The 19,403-nt window shown below is 26.5% G+C and carries 17 protein-coding genes; 15 read left to right on the forward strand and 2 right to left on the reverse strand.

The features are described from left to right. Positions 1 to 94 precede the first annotated feature (94 nt). Positions 95 to 1,291, reverse strand: coding sequence for an alanyl-tRNA editing protein (locus P4S50_RS03080; protein WP_277733036.1), 1,197 nt, complete (start codon positions 1,289 to 1,291; stop codon positions 95 to 97). A gap of 246 nt (positions 1,292 to 1,537) precedes the next feature. On the opposite strand from P4S50_RS03080, the gene P4S50_RS03085 reads away from it, so the two are divergent. After that, the gene (locus P4S50_RS03085) at positions 1,538 to 3,202 is read left to right on the forward strand and encodes a ribonuclease J (RefSeq protein WP_277733037.1); all 1,665 of its coding nucleotides are present in this window, start codon (positions 1,538 to 1,540) and stop codon (positions 3,200 to 3,202) included. Positions 3,203 to 3,422: 220 nt separating this feature from the next. Here the strand turns inward: P4S50_RS03085 and P4S50_RS03090 are convergent, their stop codons facing one another. Continuing rightward, positions 3,423 to 3,917 carry a GNAT family N-acetyltransferase gene (locus P4S50_RS03090; protein WP_277733038.1) on the reverse strand — a complete coding sequence of 165 codons (495 nt, stop codon included), beginning with the start codon at positions 3,915 to 3,917 and terminating at the stop codon, positions 3,423 to 3,425. 134 nt (positions 3,918 to 4,051) lie between these two features. On the opposite strand from P4S50_RS03090, the gene P4S50_RS03095 reads away from it, so the two are divergent. The 14 genes from P4S50_RS03095 to P4S50_RS03160 all read left to right on the forward strand — a co-directional run bounded on the left by P4S50_RS03095 (position 4,052) and on the right by P4S50_RS03160 (position 19,308). Continuing rightward, entirely contained in the window at positions 4,052 to 5,398 is a 1,347-nt protein-coding gene (locus P4S50_RS03095) for a muramidase family protein (protein WP_277733039.1), read from the forward strand. A 407-nt stretch (positions 5,399 to 5,805) separates the two neighbouring features. After that, on the forward strand, positions 5,806 to 6,900 hold the full coding sequence (locus P4S50_RS03100; RefSeq protein ID WP_277733040.1) for a leucine-rich repeat domain-containing protein: 1,095 nt from the start codon (positions 5,806 to 5,808) through the stop codon (positions 6,898 to 6,900). 72 nt (positions 6,901 to 6,972) lie between these two features. Next, the gene (locus P4S50_RS03105; protein WP_277733041.1) at positions 6,973 to 8,040 is read left to right on the forward strand and encodes a leucine-rich repeat domain-containing protein; all 1,068 of its coding nucleotides are present in this window, start codon (positions 6,973 to 6,975) and stop codon (positions 8,038 to 8,040) included. A gap of 258 nt (positions 8,041 to 8,298) precedes the next feature. Continuing rightward, on the forward strand, positions 8,299 to 9,219 hold the full coding sequence (pyrB, locus tag P4S50_RS03110) for an aspartate carbamoyltransferase (protein WP_277733042.1): 921 nt from the start codon (positions 8,299 to 8,301) through the stop codon (positions 9,217 to 9,219). Further along, positions 9,212 to 9,634, forward strand: coding sequence for an aspartate carbamoyltransferase regulatory subunit (locus P4S50_RS03115; RefSeq protein WP_277733043.1), 423 nt, complete (start codon positions 9,212 to 9,214; stop codon positions 9,632 to 9,634). Before pyrB ends, P4S50_RS03115 begins: the two co-directional genes overlap by 8 nt. 649 nt (positions 9,635 to 10,283) lie before the next feature. Further along, on the forward strand, positions 10,284 to 10,823 hold the full coding sequence (locus P4S50_RS03120; protein WP_277733045.1) for a DUF5698 domain-containing protein: 540 nt from the start codon (positions 10,284 to 10,286) through the stop codon (positions 10,821 to 10,823). Positions 10,824 to 10,917: 94 nt separating this feature from the next. After that, complete coding sequence (locus P4S50_RS03125) at positions 10,918 to 11,529, forward strand: HutD family protein (protein ID WP_277733047.1); 612 nt, start codon at positions 10,918 to 10,920, stop codon at positions 11,527 to 11,529. A gap of 149 nt (positions 11,530 to 11,678) precedes the next feature. Continuing rightward, entirely contained in the window at positions 11,679 to 12,221 is a 543-nt protein-coding gene (locus P4S50_RS03130; RefSeq protein WP_277733048.1) for a transglycosylase SLT domain-containing protein, read from the forward strand. Between the two features lie 69 nt (positions 12,222 to 12,290). Next, positions 12,291 to 14,165: an ABC transporter permease gene (locus P4S50_RS03135; RefSeq protein WP_277733049.1), complete on the forward strand. Its 1,875-nt coding sequence runs from the start codon at positions 12,291 to 12,293 to the stop codon at positions 14,163 to 14,165. Positions 14,166 to 14,189: 24 nt separating this feature from the next. Then, positions 14,190 to 14,957, forward strand: coding sequence for an ABC transporter ATP-binding protein (locus tag P4S50_RS03140; protein ID WP_319023204.1), 768 nt, complete (start codon positions 14,190 to 14,192; stop codon positions 14,955 to 14,957). A 113-nt stretch (positions 14,958 to 15,070) separates the two neighbouring features. Further along, positions 15,071 to 15,772 carry a response regulator transcription factor gene (locus tag P4S50_RS03145; protein ID WP_277733051.1) on the forward strand — a complete coding sequence of 234 codons (702 nt, stop codon included), beginning with the start codon at positions 15,071 to 15,073 and terminating at the stop codon, positions 15,770 to 15,772. Beyond that, positions 15,772 to 16,758 carry a sensor histidine kinase gene (locus P4S50_RS03150; protein WP_277733052.1) on the forward strand — a complete coding sequence of 329 codons (987 nt, stop codon included), beginning with the start codon at positions 15,772 to 15,774 and terminating at the stop codon, positions 16,756 to 16,758. Before P4S50_RS03145 ends, P4S50_RS03150 begins: the two co-directional genes overlap by 1 nt. Positions 16,759 to 16,903: 145 nt before the next feature. Then, positions 16,904 to 17,989 (forward strand): GerAB/ArcD/ProY family transporter, encoded by a 1,086-nt coding sequence (locus tag P4S50_RS03155; RefSeq protein WP_277733053.1) that lies wholly within the window; start codon positions 16,904 to 16,906, stop codon positions 17,987 to 17,989. A 122-nt stretch (positions 17,990 to 18,111) separates the two neighbouring features. Next, positions 18,112 to 19,308, forward strand: a complete 1,197-nt coding sequence (locus P4S50_RS03160) for a stalk domain-containing protein (protein WP_277733054.1) — start codon at positions 18,112 to 18,114, stop codon at positions 19,306 to 19,308. Positions 19,309 to 19,403 lie beyond the last annotated feature (95 nt).

A 19,403-nucleotide genomic window follows, 5' to 3' on the forward strand; every position in this document is an offset into this window, starting at 1 on the left:
ATATTGGTATTATTGTAAAAAAATGATTGTATTGAATAAAAAAAGTGTGCTCAATTCATTAAAAATTTAATGAAAGAACACACTTTTTCATTTACTATGAATTTAAAATCTTCATATAAGCATAATCAAGAGCAGATTCTATATTATTACCTTGCTTTCCACCACCTTGAGCAGAAAATTCATTTCCGCCACCTCTACCATCGATAAGCGTAATAGCATCTTTTAACAATTCATTCATGTTATAATTTTTTATATTTTTAGACTTCATAAATAATAAGTTGGATTTATCCTCAGCCTTAACTCCAAGTAGCGCTATAACATTATCAAAAGAAGTAAGCTTTGAACTTATAAGGTTTACAGTTTTTACACTTTCATTATCATAAACTTTTTTTATAATCTTCATTCCTTTAGTATCTTCGCAGTTTCTAAGCATATCTTCTATTTCATAATCTGCTATTTTGGATTTTAATTTATTATTTTCAGATAAAGCTTTCTTGAATTCTTTAGTTAGTTTTTCTATTTGAATTAAAGCAGCTTCAGTATCACAAGTTAAACTTGAGCATACTGTAGATGTAAAGTCACTTTTATTAAAATAATCTTTTATAGCACGATCTCCACATAAGAATTCTATTCTTGTACAATCTTTATATTTTTCCCATTTAGTTATCTTTATAACTTGAACTTCAATAGTAGAACTTGGGTGAATTCCACAACATGCATTGACATCAAGATCATCAATTTTAACTATTCTTATTGGACCATCAACATTTGATGGCATCTTTCTTATATTCATTTTTTTAAGTTCTGATCTTGTAGGATATAAAAATTCTAAAGATATATTTTGAAGTATTATATCATTAGCAAGTTTTTCTACTTTCTCTATTTCAGACTTATCAAGAAACTTTTGAATATCTACCGTACAATGATTTTTTCCCAAATGAAATCCAACAGTAGGAGCGCCCAGTAATTTTACAAAACAAGCTGATAGAATATGTTGACCTAGATGCTGTTGCATATGGTCAAATCTTCTATCCCAATCTATTGAACATTTGACTTTGTTTTTTTTATTAGGCTTTTTATCTGCAACATGATATATATGATTGTCTTCTTCGTATACATAAGTTATTTTTACATCTTCAATAAATCCAGTATCACTAGGTTGACCTCCGCCTTCTGGATAAAAGCAAGTTTTGTCTAGTTCTATATGAAATTTACCTTCTTTTTCAATTACGTTTACTGTATTTGCAGTAAAAGATTTTTGGTATTGATCTTCATAAAAAAGTTTTTCCAATTAAACTACCTCCTTTAGTATATCCGAAAGCTAAGAGTTCTAAGACTCCATCTTCTTAAGTATGGAGATAAGAACTCTACAGCTTCTGGATTAGTTTAACTAAAAATTCAGATGGAGTAAAAATTCCATCTGAATTAAGTTTAACTTTATAGATATCATTGTACTATAAGTATATATGTTTTTGAATAAAGATTTTCTAATAAGGAAAACTTATACTATTAAGTAATTTAAAAAGGAGGATCAAAAATGGAAAATGAAAACTGTGTAAAAGTAATTCCTCTAGGAGGTCTTGGAGAAATTGGTAAAAATATTACTGCATTTGAATATGAAGATGAGATTGTGGTTGTAGATTGTGGTATAGCTTTTCCTGATGAAGATATGTACGGAGTTGATATGATAATTCCAGATATAAGCTACTTATTAAAAAATCAAGAAAAGGTAAAGGGGATATTTATAACTCATGGGCATGAAGATCATATAGGAGCTATACCTTATATACTAAAACAACTCAATGTTCCCCTTTACGGTACTAAGCTGACACTTGGTATAATAGAGAATAAACTCAAAGAGCACAATCTATTATCAAGCTGTACTCTTAATTCAGTTAATGCTTCAGATGTTGTAAAGTTAAATCATTTTAAAATGGAATTTATAAGAGCTACTCACAGTATAGCAGATTCTTGTAGTATAGCTATTCATACTCCTGTTGGAACTATACTTCATACAGGTGATTTTAAGATAGATTATACACCTATAGATTACCTTCCTATGGATTTAAAAAGGATTGCAGAACTTGGAAATGAGGGTATACTTCTTCTTATGGCAGACAGCACAAATGTAGAGAGAAAAGGACATACATTATCAGAAAAATCAATAGGAGAAACATTGATTAGAATTTTAAGACGTGCAAGAGGAAGAGTTATAGTAGCTACATTTGCTTCCAATGTGCATAGAATGCAGCAAATAATAAATGCATCTATAAGGTACAGTAGAAAGGTAGCGTTTAGTGGAAGAAGTATGGTCAATATATCTCAGGTTGCAAGAGAATTGGGATATCTTCATATACCAGATGAATATATAATAGATGTAGATGAAATAGACGATTATGAAGATGAGAATATAACTATAATAACGACTGGAAGCCAAGGAGAGCCTATGGCTGGTCTTTCTAGAATAGCTTTTGATAACCACAGACAGATAAAGATAAAGCCAAACGATTTATATATAGTATCTGCATCTCCAATACCTGGGAATGACAAGCTTATATCTAAAGTTATAAATGAATTGTATAGAAAAAATGTAGAGGTTATATACAAGGATTTAGAAGATGTTCATGTATCTGGACATGCATTTCAAGAAGAATTAAAGCTTATGCATTCTTTGACTACACCTAAGTATTTTATGCCTGTTCATGGTGAATATAGACATTTAAAACATCATGCAAATCTTGCAAATAAACTTGGAATGAATAGAAATGATATATTCACATTAGAAACAGGAGATGTACTAAAGCTATCAAAAGATAAAGCTGAAAAAGGTGCCAAAGTTAGAACTGGAAGTGTATTTGTAGACGGTCTAGGAGTTGGAGATGTAGGTAATGTAGTTCTTAGAGATAGAAGAAATTTAGCTCAAGATGGAATGATGAATATAGTTGTTACAATAGAAAAAGAGACTCATAGTGTAATAGCAGGCCCTGATATAATAAGTAGGGGATTTGTATACGTTAAAGAATCAGAGGAATTAATAAATTCAGTCAAAGAAATTGCAGCTAGGGAACTTGATAGATGTTTAGAAAACAATATAACAGAGTGGTATGCACTTAAAAGAAATATGAAAAAATCAATAGAGAGATATTTATACGAAAAGACAAAGAGAAGACCATATGTAATACCTATAATAATGGAAATTTAAGATTAATAAAGCTAGATTGTAGGTGAAAAATGGAGATTATCAAAATACCGCTCATGTATTAAATATTTCAAATAAAACTAAGCATTACGTCTTATTGAATATCCTAAAAGTTCTAAACTCCCATTAGTCAGACAACGAACTTTCTTAACGGATATTCAAACAACGTAATACAAGTTTTATATAGAAATATTTAAATCATTCGCTAACATTTTAATAATCTCTATTTTAATATATTCTCATAACATATAAATGTATCTTCTTTTCCTTGGAATTTAACTGTACCTATAGGATTGAATCCACATTTTTTAAATAAATTATCCATTTTATCATTTGAAGAATGAGTATCAGTTTTTATATGGTTTATATTTTTATCTATAGATATTTCTTTTGCAAAGTTTATCAACTTTGTACCTATTCCTCTTCTTCTGAATTTAGGATTAACAGCCATTCTATGAATAACAGCTGCTTTTTCGTTTAAAGACCAATCTAGTTCATCGTATTCTTTTGCTTCGTTATAGTCTACACATATAAATCCAGCTATATCTCCATCAATTTCTTTTATATATAAAGTTTCGTTATTTATATCATTTTCAAATGTGTTTTTATTAGGATAATTATTATCCCACTGATAGTTATCAGATGAATTCATATCTTTTACAGTTTCTTTTATTATGCCCATAATAGTATCTAAATCATTTAAACTAGCTTTTCTCATAATATTAAACTCTCCTCGTATATTATTATTACAAGTAGTATAGCAAATAAGGATATATACTTGCAAGTATAGAGCTGTAGTTGTGTATAAAGCCCACCAAATTGATAATAATAAAAATATTATTATATATAGGGGTGATTAAAATAGAACTTATTAAAAACTATAAGCTAAAACAGGAAAATGGAGAGTATTTATTAGTAATATACTTAAATAATATTAATACAGAGTTTGCAGATGAGTTAGATAAAATAAAAGAAAATAACAATCCTCAATTTATAGATAAAGTACATGAATATATAAAAACTCAATTTCCTAATCTTAAAATAGCTATTTGTAAAGTTATGCTAGGATCTATGTTGGTTACATCATTCAGTGTTCCAAATACAGAAGTATTTGCAGCTACTGACCAAGCTACTACAAGTCAAACTTCCTTTATAGATTATAAAGTTCAAAGTGGAGATAGCTTATGGTCTATTGCTAATAAATTTAACGTAACTATTAGTGAAATAAAATCTCTAAATAATTTAACAAGTGATACTATATATATTGATCAAAATTTGAAGATACCATCTAATAATGTCTATCTCGTAAAATCAGGAGATACACTATATAAATTAGCTATGACTTATAATACAACTGTTGATAAAATAAAAAAAGACAACAATTTAACTACTGATAATATATATATAGGGCAAAAACTTATAATAAATCAAGAAACTAAAAGTGTTGATACAACTAAGTACACAGTGAAAAAAGGAGATACTCTATGGAAAATATCTCAAATGTTCAATGTATCAGTATCTTCATTAAAAAGTATAAACAATCTATCTTCAGATACAATATATGAGGGGCAGACAATCTATCTTAAAGGAAATGTAGAAACTAAAGAATCAACAATAACATATGAAACCCATACAGTTAAATCTGGTGAAACTACTTGGAGTATAAGTATAGACTATGGTATTCCTATGCAGGAGCTACTAGATGTAAATGGGCTAACTCAAAACAGTCAACTTAGTATAGGACAAGAATTGACTATTCCAGTTCATAATATAGCTGTAAAAGAAACTATGGGAAGTCAGTATGGAGAATATCTGGATTGGTGGACAGAAGCTCAGTATATAATAGCAATTAACGATGTAGCTAAAGTGACAGATATAGAAACTGGAAAAACTTTTATGGTAAAAAGAACTATAGGAGCAAACCATGCTGATTGTGAACCACTGACAAGTAATGATACAGCTATAGCAAAACAAATATGGGGAGGATATTCCTGGAATACTAGAGCTATTTTAGTAGAAGTAGATGGAAGAAAGATAGCAGGATCAATGTCTTTTATGCCGCATAGTGTACAGTATATATATGATAATAATTTTGAAGGTCATTTTGATATACATTTTTTGAATAGTACTCGTCATAAGGATGGACTGGTAGATGAGAATCATCAAGAAAAAATTAGAATAGCAGCTGGACTAAAATAAAAATATAAAGCGAATTTTTTTAATTTATATTAATAATTGAATTTAAATGTTAAGCTAAAAATGAGGCTAATTGAAATACCGCTACTTAGTTAACGTTTTTATACAACTAAAAGATTATCCCTAATAAATATACTAAAACTTTTAAACTCCCTATGGTCAGACAAAAAAGTTTCTTAACGTATATTTATTAGGTGAAATCTAAGTTGTATTAAAAAATGTTAACTAAAAAGTAGCTAACATTTCAATTAGCCTCATTTTTTTGTTTTGAGTTTATAGATAAAGTAGGGATAGTGAAAATCTAAAACCATATTTAAAAATTAAGTAATATAATAAATATGACTTATGGTAAAAAAAGTAAGAATGATGATATTATATAAATAGAAAGTCTATATAACTAGGGGGATAATATGCGTCACATTAAAACTAGTAAAAAAGATATATTTGGGTTTACAATGATGGTAATTGTATTTATGATAGTACATCTATTTTATGAGAATCTATTATTAGACGGTGAATTATCAGGTATTTGGATAGGTCTGCTTATAGTAGGAGTAATAGGAGAATTAATTAAAGAATCAAGAGATTATATATATAAAAGAATACTTATAAGATGTAGTATTCCTATTATTATGATATTGAACTATGTATTGTTTAGATTTTCAATACATATACCAAATTATATAGTGTTTTTTACAATTCTTTGCATATATATAATCATTATCTACAGAACAAGTTTTGATAGATATAAGATGATTTTTTCTATTGGTATAATATCTTTGTTATTATTGTTTTTCTGCACAGATTATTATATTAAATCAAACAATATAATAAAGGATATTAATTTTAGAAGATATATATCAAAAGAATATGGTATAAAAGGTAAGATAGAACCTAGTGATCTAGAGAATATAGAAAAGCTTAGTATAGATGTATCAGACATAAATAGCATAAAGGGTATAGAGTATTTTAAAAATCTTAAAGAATTATATATACATGATGCCTATAAAATAAATGACTTTTCTTGGATGCCACAGTTAAATAAACTCAATTATTTGATGCTATGGTATATGGATTTAGATGATTTAGAATCTATAGAAGAACTTAGATCTTTAGAACATCTTGAAATTGTATATCCTAAATATGGGGAGTTAGAGAATCTAAAAAATTTCTCGAATCTAAAAGAACTGGATATTCAAGGTATAGACTATATGGAAAATTTGAATTGTATTAAAGGTCCTAAAAATATAAAAAGGCTAGGTCTTGGAGATTCTCAAATAGTGGTTTTTGATGGAATAGAAGAATTTGAAAAGATTGAAGAACTAAGTTTATACAAGATTTCTTCAACTGATGTATCTAAAATATTTGAACTGAAAAATTTAAAGAAAGTAGTTATGGAAAGTTGTAATATATATAAACAGGATGAATTTATACAAAATCTAAAGGCGGATGGAATTCAAGTTGAAATAATAGAACCTCCCAAGATACCTCTATTTGAAGAATAATTATATGTACAAATTGAATTTATAGTAAAAAATATTATATAATGTGAGATTTATTATAGCAAGGGGGATAATATGGAGGGCTTTAAAATTAGTAAAAAAGAGTTGTTTTTTTATACATCTATCTTAATTATAGCTATGGTAGTTCATCTGTTTTATACAAATATGGCAGTAGACGGTGAAGTTCCATTTATTTGGGTATGTATTATTATATGGGTAATAATAGGTGAACTTAAGAAAGAATCAAGAAAAGGTATCTTTAAAAGGATATTTATAAAATCTGTTCTTCCTATGATTATGGTATTGAATTATGTACTATTTAGATTTTCGATGAATATACCTAACTATATATTATTTTTTATAGTTGGGTGCTCCTATTTAATTATCGTATATAATAATAGTTTTGATAAATATAAGATAATTTTTTCAGTTAGCATAGTATCGTTGTTATTAATATTTTTTTATACAGATTATTATATTAAATCAAACAATATAATAAAGGATATCAATTTTAGAAATTATATATCAAATCAGTATGATATAAAAGATAAGATAGAGTCTTCTAGTTTGAACAATATTGAAGAATTAGATATATATGGATCAGCAGATATAAATAGTATAGAGGGTATAGAGTATTTTTCTAATTTAAAAGAACTAAACATTTCAGGTGCTTATAAAATAAATGATTTTTCTCCTTTAACAAAAAATAAGAAACTAAAAGACTTGGGATTATGGCATATGGATCTAAATGATTTAAAATCTATACCAGAAGTCAATAATATAGAAAATCTTGAAATAGGACACCCGGAATATGGAAAAATATATAATTTAGAACAATTCACTAACTTAAAAAAATTGGATATAAGTAGTGTGGAGTATATGGAAAATTTAAATTGTATAAAATCAGTTGAAAATATAGAAAAGCTATATATTTACTATTCTCAAATATCCACTCTTGATGGGATAGAAAAATTTGAAAATCTTGAAGAACTTTATTTGGATTATATTCATCCACTTGATGTATCTAAAGTATTTGAACTTGAAAATCTGAAAAAAGTAAGTATACACGACTGTAAAATACAAAAACAATATACATTCATACAAAAGTTAAAGGATAAAGGAGTTAAAGTTGAAATGGAATAATAATATCCAAATATATCCTTATAAAATATATTGACATACAATATGTATAATGGTACGATAATTATTAATAAAATGAATCTTTAATACTGGTCCAGAGAGGCTAGGAAGGTTGTAAATATGGATAAATTTAAATGTGTACTTTAAGTACATATTTATAATAATTATGTCTGTAATTATGCCTTTCTATAGTAGAAAGGCATTTTTTAATATAGAGATCTTTTAAAGTAGTCCAGAGAGGCTGTAAAGGAGGGTAATATTATGTTAAAAGGAAGAAATTTAATTCAACCAAATGATTTTTCACTACAAGAGTTAGATTCAGTATTAAGTCTTGGTGAAAAAATAATTCAAAATCCACAAAAATATGTTGATGTTTGTAAAGGAAAGCTATTGTCTACATTATTTTATGAGCCATCAACTAGAACTAGGTTTAGTTTTGAAGCTGCTATGCTTAGGTTAGGTGGAAGCTTAGTAGGTTTTTCTGAGCCAGGATCATCTTCTGTATCAAAGGGAGAATCACTTGCTGACACTATAAGAACTGTTGGATGTTATGCTGATATAATTGCTATGAGACATCCAAAGGAAGGTAGTGCATATTTAGCAGCTAAACATTCAAATATACCTGTAATAAATGCAGGTGATGGAGGACATCAACATCCTACTCAAACTCTTACTGATTTACTTACTATAAAATCTTTAAAAAAAGATTTAAACAATCTTACAATAGGACTTTGTGGAGACTTAAAATTCGGTCGTACTGTTCACTCGTTAGTTAAGGCCATGGCAAGATACCAAAACATAAAGTTCGTATTCATATCCCCATCTGAACTTAAGATCCCAGACTATATAAAAGAAGAAATAGAAGGAAACTACTACGAAACTTCAAGCTTAGAAGAAGTAATAGATAAAGTTGATATACTTTATATGACTAGAGTTCAAAGAGAGAGATTTATAAATGAAGAAGAATATTTAAGACTTAAAGACAGTTATATACTTACAAAAGATAAATTGAAAACTGCAAAAGAAGATATGCTTATACTGCATCCACTTCCAAGAGTAAATGAAATATCAACTGAAGTAGATGATGATCCTAGAGCTGTGTATTTTGAACAAGCTAGATACGGAATGTTTGTTAGAATGGCTTTAATTATGAAGTTATTGGGGGTTGATATAGATGCTTAATATAAACAGTATAAAAAAAGGAATAGTAATAGATCATATAAAGGCTGGATGTGGATATAAGATATTTAAGCAATTAGGACTTCATAAAGCAGATTATTCGGTGGCACTTCTTAAGAATGTAAGCTCGAATGCCATGGATAAAAAGGATATTATAAAAATCGAAAATGAAATAAACATAGATTTTACAGTGCTTGGAATAATAGATCCGAATATAACTGTGAATGTAATAGAAAACGAGAAGATAAAAGAAAAAATAAAGCTTTCAATTCCAAAGACAGTAAAGGGAATATTTAAATGTAAAAACCCAAGATGTATAACTACTGTTGAGAACATAGATGAAGTTGAGTTTCTACTAGTTAATGAGGAAAATAAAGAGTATAAATGTGAGTACTGTGAAAGTAGAACGTCTTTGTAAACAATAATATATAGTAAAAATGAGGCTTATAAATATAATTATATTTATAAGTCTTTTTACATTTAACTCGTTTAAATCTACAAAACTATTCTAAAAATAATTTTGAACTTGCTGTTAAAATTATTATGTTGACTTTTTGTAGTCAATAATATATAATACAAAAAGTTGACTTGTTACTAAGATAAAGCTGAGTAGGAATACAAATGATTTAAAAAAATAAACTTACCATTAATTCAAAAGTTATTATTAAAATACTTTTCATTTTATTATTAATATAAAACAAAAATGTATATTCATTTCTTTTTTATGTTAATAATTCTTAAAAAATTCGAGTTATTAAATCACGTTTATTCTATTATTGAATTTCCAAGATGAAATATTTAAATTACTTAAATGAAAAAATTGTATAATTGATTTTATTTGATTTTTCATAGGGTAGCCTGTGTTGTTAAGAATTGTTATATTTTTACATAATATACATATTTAGCATAAAGAGGTTGGTTTTTAATCATGAAATTTTATCAAATAACTAATTATTCATTAATATATTCTTAGTTTCACTTGATAATGAATAGGAAATTATATTCTTGTATAAATTGCAGATAAGTATAATTTTCGTTAAGAAAAAAGCAGAAAAGGAGGTGTCAGGATGACAAAAGAAGTTATATTTTCACTTATTGGTTTATTTCTAATAACGTCTTTTACCAATATTTTAGCAACACTAAAATCTATATTAATATCAAAAAAAATTATGAATCCGGTTTATTTTCTGGTATTTATAGATGCGATGATTTTTGCAATGGTAGTCAATAAAGTTACTAGTTCAAAGGGAATACATTTTACTATTGCATATGCACTAGGTAAACCTGCAGGGGTTTTTATAGGATCAAAAATTGAAGAACGATTAGCACTAGGTATTTTAGAAGTAGATTTGTTTTTAAACAATAAAGATAAAATGATTGCAATAGCAGAAAAACTTAGATCGGTAGGTTATACGGTAAATCATTTTCTTGCTGGAGGCAATAACGGAGAAGCAAGATACAAAGTTGAAGTCGTAATAAAGAGAAATGAATTTAAAGTATTTAGAAATGTTTTGGATGAATGTGGTATTAGTAATCCAACTCTAAAAATAAAAAATTTAAGTAAAGTAGATGGTAAAATTACTACAACAAGTATTCAAACAAATTAATTAATGAAAAATACAAAGGGGATATGCATACATTTCAAGAATTATAAAGTGAAACTTAATTCAGTTGGATTAAAAAAAGGCAGGGGAATTTGGAATGGAGAAAAATATTAAAATTATAAGAAAGAACGAACATAAGACAAGTGAGTGGTCTGGGGGAACTACAACACAGCTATGTATATATCCATATGATTCTGAGTATAAGGAACTCAATTTCAAGTGGAGATTAAGCTCTGCAAGAGTTGATATTGATGAATCAGTATTTACGCATCTACCTAATATTAAAAGGAAAATAATGATTTTAGATGGGGAATTACTTTTAGAACATCAAAATCACTATAGTGTGAAGCTTAAACAATTTGAACAAGATACTTTCTGTGGAGATTGGAAAACAAAGAGTTATGGTAAAGTAATAGACTTTAACCTAATGATGAATGATTGTGAAGGTGATTTAGAATATATATGTATTGATAAGCTTAGTTCAAAAAAGATAGTATTTGATAATAAAAAAAGAAAGTATGATTACGTAGCAGATGTTCTGTATGTAATTAGAGGTGAACTAGAGATTAATTCACAAGATACACTTTATGAAGGTGATTTGCTTTTAAGCTATATTGAAAGAAATGAAGAATCTAAAGAGGTAAATCTTATCAATAAATTAAATACAGATATAAAAGTTATTAGAAGTACTATATACTTTAATAATTAGATTAAAAGCCATCTGATTTTGAAAATCAGGTGGTTTTTTGATTATTACAAGTTTGTAATATTTGTGTAATTTAAATCGATAGTTTGTAATTATAGATTGATTTATAATTTAAATTGTAAACAACAAAGAAAATAAATGGAGGTATAAAAATGAAAAAGAAAATTATAGCAATTTTAAGTGTTATTTTAATAATAATAGGAGTAGGAGCATTAATGTTTGGAAAAGAAGTGTATCATGAAATGAATCAAAATTCTTATGAGAATGTAAGGATAAAATATGAAAAACAAATAGTCAAATATTCAAAAAAATATGGGGTTAATCCATGTCTTGTTGCAGCTATTATTTCACAGGAAAGTGATTTTAGAAGTGGAAAATATAAAAAAGGGGAGAAAACAGGATTAATGCAAATAAGGGATACAGCAGCAAAAAAGTGGGCAAAAGAAATGGGAATGAAGGATTTTAAAGGGGAGATGTTGAAAGATATTGATACAAATATAGAATTAGGGACTTGGTATTTAGGAAAACTAAACAAAGAAAATGATAATGATGAAGACAAAGTTATTCAAGGGTGGTATGATCGCCATGTAACTTATTGTGGTTTGCCAAGTAGAGATGGTGTAGAAGGATATACTAAAATAATAAAAGTAATAGAAAAAGAAATGGAAAAAAAATATTCAGATAAATTAAAATAGTAATTGTGAAAATAAGTTCATATACAAGGTATATATGAACTTATTTTTACAATTTAGGAGGCGAAAAAAGTGACATTTGAACAATTTATACTCAATAATGTAAAAAGGAATTCACAAACTTATCTAGCCTATTTTTTTAGCAGTATTTTTTCGGTTATGATATTTTTTTCTTTTGCAGCATTTAGTTTTCATCCAAATATAAGTGATCAAACTATTCAAAAATCAGTTAAAAGCGCAATGATTGCTTCTGAATATATAATATTCATATTTGCATTTTTATTTGTATTATATTCTGTAAGTACATTTTTAAAAGTAAGAAATAAAGAATTTGGAACTTTAATGATACTTGGAATGTCAAAGAGACAATTAAATAAATTAGTTTTTATAGAAAATATGATTATAGGAAGTTTATCAATAGTTATAGGAACAGCATTAGGAATTGTTTTTTTTAAGTTTTTTCTTATGCTGTCTTCAAAAATTATAGGTATAGATTCTATGAAATTTTATTTTCCGCTTAAAGCTATAGCATTAACTTTTGTTAGTTTTCTAATATTGTTTATAGGAATATCAAGTTTTACTATATTTTTAGTTAGAACAAATAAAATAATTGAACTATTAAAGGGAAGTAAAAAACCAAAGAAAGAGCCAAAAGCATCTATTATATTGTCTATAGTATCAGCAATATTAATATTAGGGGGATATACACTATCTCTTACAGCAAGACCAGCCACACTAGTCAATTTGGTTATACCAGTTATAGTAATTGTAGTAATAGGAACTTTTTTATTTTTTTCTCAACTTAGCATATTTATAATAAAACTTCTTAAGAGTAATAGAAAATTTTACTTAAATCGTACTAATATGCTTTGGATATCTGATTTAGCGTATCGTATTAAAGATAATGCCAGAATGCTTTTTTTAGTTAGTATTTTATCTTCTGTAGCATTTACTTCGATATCTACTTTTTATATAGTTGATAGTAATATGAAAAGTGAACTATCTGAAGATGTTCCATTTGCAATAAATTATAGAGTTAGAGAAGATATAAAAGAAGATTATGAAGATATAAATACAATAGAAAATAAGCTTGACAAAAATAACGTAAACTATAAAAAAGCTGAAGTTATTATTAAAATGGGTTATATAGAAGAAGAAAAATATGAACAAAGTTTTATAAAACTTTCACAGTATAATAAGATTGCAGATATACTCAAGTTTAATAAAATTGAATTGAAAAAAAATGAAGCTTTTATAGCTACTAGATTTGACGAAGAGGAAAATTTAGCTAATAAGATGATAAAATTAAAAAATAGTGATATTAAACTAAATGTAGTAGGGGCAAAAAAACAAATAATTCTACCTCAAGGCATTTTTCAACCATTTATTGTAGTTGAAGATTCTATTTTTGAACAAATGGAAAATAGTGGAAAAATTAATGATGTTTTTTATGGATACTATATTGAAAAATGGGATAAATATGTAGATTTATCAGTAGAACTTAAAAATAAAATAGATAAAGAACAACCAGATTTTTGGATGTTACCATATGAATATAAATTAAGTAAACAAATGTCTTCACTTCTTTTATATATAGGATTTTTTATAGGGTGCATATTTTTTATGGCCGCTGGAAGCTTTTTGTATTTTAGATTATATGCAGATTTAAGTGAGGAAAAACAGAAATATTATAATATTTCTAAAATAGGACTTACAGACAAGGAAATGAAAAAAATTGCAACAATTCAAATGGGTTGCTTGTTTTTTATACCATATATAATTGCTGTAGTTCATACACTTGTAGCATTGAAGCCATTACAACTGCTGTATTCGGATATATTTATTCATGGAATAAAAGTTTTAATAGTATTTGCTGTTGTTCAGATTATATACTTTTTAATTATAAGAAATAAATATATAAATTATTTATTGAAAAACATAGTGTAAGCTTTAGATAAGGGGTGAAGTATGATGGAAATATTAAAATTAAATGAAATTAGTAAAATATATGGAAGTAAAGTAGTATATAATGCGTTGAAAAATATTAATATTACGATAGAAAAAGGTGAGTTTGTAGGAATTATGGGACCGTCGGGAAGTGGAAAAACAACTCTTCTTAATGTGATATCTACAATTGATAGTCCTACATCTGGAGAAGTTTTACTAAATGGAAAAAATCCATATAAATTAAAAAATTCAGATCTAGCTATTTTTAGAAGAAATGAGCTTGGATTTGTATTTCAAGATTTTAATTTATTAGATACATTAACTATTAAAGAAAATATAGTATTACCATTAACGTTAGAAGGTTGCAAAATATCTGAAATGGATAAAAAACTTAAAAATGTTTCAAAAAAACTTGGAATTGAAGAAATTCTTAATAAAAGAACTTTTGAAGTGTCAGGAGGACAAGCACAAAGAGCGGCAATTGCAAGAGCTATTATACATTCTCCATCTTTATTACTTGCTGATGAACCAACAGGAAATTTAGACTCAAAGGCATCTAAAGATGTAATGGACTTATTTAAAAGTATAAATAAAGACTATGAGGTAACAACTATGATGGTAACTCACGATCCTTTAGCTGCTAGTTATTGTAATAGAGTGGTTTTTATTAAAGATGGAGAACTCTATAATGAGATACATGCAGGAGAAAGTAGAGAACAATTTTTTCAAAAAATCATAGATGTATTATCTTTACTAGGAGGACATCATAATATAACTAAAGATAAGTTTTAATGAAAAAATAAATTACTATCTAATTTTGAAGATGGTAATTTATTTTTTTTGTTACAATTTTATAGGTAAATGGTTAAAATTAAATTATACACTTGAATAAGGATGGTGAAAATATGAATTATAAAATAATGATAGTAGAAGATGATAAAGGAATAGAAGATCTTCTATGCTCGCATATGGAAAAGTATGGATATGAAACCGTAAGAATAGAAGATTTTGAAAAAGTAATAGATAGTTTTGAACTAAACAAACCTCACATAGTATTACTGGATATAAATCTACCAAAATATGATGGATATTATTGGTGCAAAAAGATTAGACAAGTATCAAATTGCCCTATTATTTTTATATCTGCTCGCGAAAGTCAAATGGATCAGGTTATGGCAATAGAAAGTGGAGCAGATGATTATATTACAAAGCCATTTTTTTATGAAGTTGTAACTGCTAAAATAAAAAGTCAGTTAAGACGAACATATGGTGCATATGCTACGTCAACAAAAGAAAGAATAATCGAATTTTATGAACTTACTTTATATCCAGAAAGATTAGAACTTAACTTTAAGGATAATAGTATTATACTTACCAAAAAAGAAGAAATATTACTAGAATCTTTATTAAATAAATACCCTAAAGTAGTAAGTAGAGAATATCTTTTAGAAAAATTATGGGATGATCAAAATTTTGTAGAAGAGAATACTTTAAATGTAAATGTAACTAGGTTGAGAAAGAGGCTTCAACAAATTGGAATTAAAGATGCTATAGAAACAGTTAGAGGAGTAGGATATAGATTAGATATAACTTGGAGGAATGAGTGATGAAACTTTTTTTGAGAGAATATTTGGGATTTATATGTATATATTTCTTTAACTTTATTTTTTTATTGATTTTTTATAATAATATTGGAGGCTTTGAAAGTATAACTAACATATTCTATTTTATATTTATAACAACTTTTATTATGACTGGTTATTTAATATATAAGTATTATAAAAATAAAAAAATGTATTGTATATTAAATAATCCTCCTGATCAGATTGAAGAATATTTATGTGATATAGGTAATGATTCTAATGCACAACAATTAGAGAATTTATTTAAAAAACAGTATAGCTTATATCAAGGCGAAATACAGAATTATGTAAAAAAGCAAAAACAACATTTGGTTTTTATGAATCATTGGGTTCATCAAATGAAAACTCCAATTTCTGTAATTCAACTAATAATTCAAGAAAATGAAGATGAACCTTATATTATAAATATTCGTGATGAAATAGATCGTATTCAGAATAACTTAAATACTGCTCTGTATTTAGCTAGAATTGATAATTTTGAACATGATTTTAAAGTAGAAACAGTAGATTTAAAAGTATTAGTTTTTGATGTTGTAAATAATCTTAAAAGAGTATTTATTAAGAAGCATATATATCCAGAAGTTAAAATAAAATCTTCTTTTTTTGTTCAAACTGATTTTAAATGGATGAAATTTGTAATTCATCAAGTAATTATCAATGCAATTAAATATTCTAGTGAAAACAAAAAAGTATCAATAGAAATCTATGAAAAATATGATAGTAGTATTGTAAAAATTAAGGATGAAGGCGTTGGAATACCAAAAACGGATATTAAAAGAGTATTTGAACCATCTTATACAGGAGAAAATGGAAGAGTATTTGGTGAATCAACTGGAATGGGACTATACATTGTAAGTGAAGTATGCAAAAGATTAGGACATAAAATAGAAATAGAATCAGAAGTTAATAAGGGAACTATTTTCAAAATAATTTTTAAAAAATTTAGATAAGCTAATAAATTAAATAGTCTATAATTTAAACATTGGAAAAGACAGAGGAAGAAGTATTTCTTAATAAATTTAGTTAATTGGGGAAAAATACAAAATATATTATTTACTTTTATACAATAGATAACTAAATTTGGAGGAACAAGTAATGAACAAAGAAGTTATTTCAGATAAACAAGGCATATCAATTGTAATTTTGTTTATAATAGGGTCCACTTCTATATTTGTAATGGGGCTTGAAGCTAAACAAGATGTTTGGTTGGCTTTTATTTTAGCAATACTTATGGTATTACCTATGTTGATTATATATTCTCGACTTCACTACATATTTCCACATAAAGACTTGTTTGACATTCTTGAAATTTGTTTTGGAAAGTTCATCGGAAAAATAATGATTTTATTATATACATGGTTTGTATTTTTTTTTGCATCTGACATTTTAGTGAATTATGGACAATTCATTAGAATAGTTAACTTACAAAATACCCCTCAAATCATACCCATCATAAGTCTTTGTATTTTGTGTGCGTGGGGGATAAAGGAGGGTATTGAAATTTTGGGGAAATGGGCAGAATTTTTCGTACTTATACCTATTATTTCTTTTTTTATTATGATAATATTATTGATTCCAGATATGAATATAGATAATATAACCCCTATATTAGGTGAAGGATTTAAACCAGTCTTAAAAGGCGCTTTTAGTGCATTTACTTTTCCACTTGTCCAAATAGTAGTATTTACTATGGGTTTTTTTAGTTTTAAAACAAAGAAATCTCCTTACAAAATTTACATAATAGGCTTATTGATAGGAGGAATATTTGTATCCATACTTTCTATAACTAATATTTTAGTTATAGGAGTAAATACTGCAACAAATGTATATTACCCTACTCATGCTACTGCATCAAAAGTAGAACTAGGTAACTTATTTCAAGGTGCAGAAGTAATTGTATTTTTGACATTTATATTAGGTGGTTTTATTAAAATAAGTATATTATTACTATGTATTTGTAAAGGAATTACTAAAGTATTTGGATATAAAGACTATCGATTTATCATAACACCTATTTCTTTATTAGTAATTAATCTATCTTATTTTCAGTATGATAGTATATTGTATTATTATGAGTTTAATACGGACATATGGCCGTACTATCATTTTCCGTTTCAAGTGATTTTTCCTATTATTATATGGATTACCGCTGAAATAAAAAAGAAGGATCAATTGAATTAAAACAACGTAAATAAAATTTCAGTAGGGTGGGAAGATAAGTGAAAAACTGAATATGGAATAAAAAGTAAAAATTTGATAAAATATATTGAATATATAAATAAGAGAATATAGAGGGGGATATAATGAAAAAATTTATTAAATTATTCGCGTTAATTCTTTTTGTTAGTTTTTCTGTAAATAATGTTAGTTTTGCAGAAAATCCAATTAAAGTAATTCTTAATGATAAAGCTCTACATTTTGATGTGAATCCAACTATAGTAAATGGAAGAACTTTAGTTCCAGTAAGAGAAATATTTGAAGCATTAGATTCTAAAGTTTCTTGGGATGAAAAAAGTAAAACAGTGATAGCAACTAAAGGTGATACATACATATCTTTAACTATTGATAGTAACTATGGTGTTAAAAATGGTGAAAAAATTCAATTAGAAACACCTGCTAAAATAATAAATGGAAAGACTATGGTTCCATTAAGATTTATTGGAGAGAGTTTAGATGCTACTATATCATGGGATGATAAAACAAAAACAATTTCAATTAAAAGTGTAGAAACGATAATAGTGAATAATGCTCAGGAATTTATAGATGCTATTGGATCTAATAGAAAGATTATAATTGGAGAAGGTGTTTCTCTTAATCTTTCAAGTATTAGAGCTAGGGAGATAAAAAATCCTAATGTGCATTGGGGAAAAGTATATGATGGGTATGAATTAGTATTAGAAAATATAGAAAATTTCAGTATACAAGGCCAAGACTCGGGATATTCAGATATATTAGTAGAACCAAGGTATGCAAATGTGCTTACATTTAAAAATTGTAGTAAATTAAATTTTAAAAATATTAATGTGGGACATACCACTGATAAAGGATCTTGTACTGGAGGTGTATTTGTATTTAAAAACTGTGTGGATATAAATATTGAAAAATCTAGACTATTCGGATGTGGAACAGAAGGTTTGAATTTATATGGAGTAGATAAATTAAACTTTGTTGATTCAATTATTACAGATTGTACATATGATCTTATGACTATAGATAATTCTAGTAATATAGAGTTTAAGAATAGTACACTTAGTGAAACTACATCTTTTGGTGAACTTATATATATAAGTAATAGTGATAATGTTAAATTTGACAATTGTGATATATATGATAATGATACTGAACAAGCATTTGATCAATCAAATACTGCTTTATTTGATGTTAATTTATCAAGAAATATTTCCATTCAAAACTCAAAAATTAGTAACAATAAGGTAAAGTCTATTTTTAAGAATCTTAATTCGGTTATAGTTAAGGATACAGATATAGAAGAAAACTAAACATTGAATTTTTATGATTTTAAAATATTTTAACTCATTTATGGTGAGTTAAAATATTTTTTTATATACTAAGATATTATAAAATTTTCGTTCAA

The sequence above is a fragment of the Tepidibacter hydrothermalis genome, from assembly GCF_029542625.1.
Taxonomy (GTDB): domain Bacteria; phylum Bacillota; class Clostridia; order Peptostreptococcales; family Peptostreptococcaceae; genus Tepidibacter_A; species Tepidibacter_A hydrothermalis.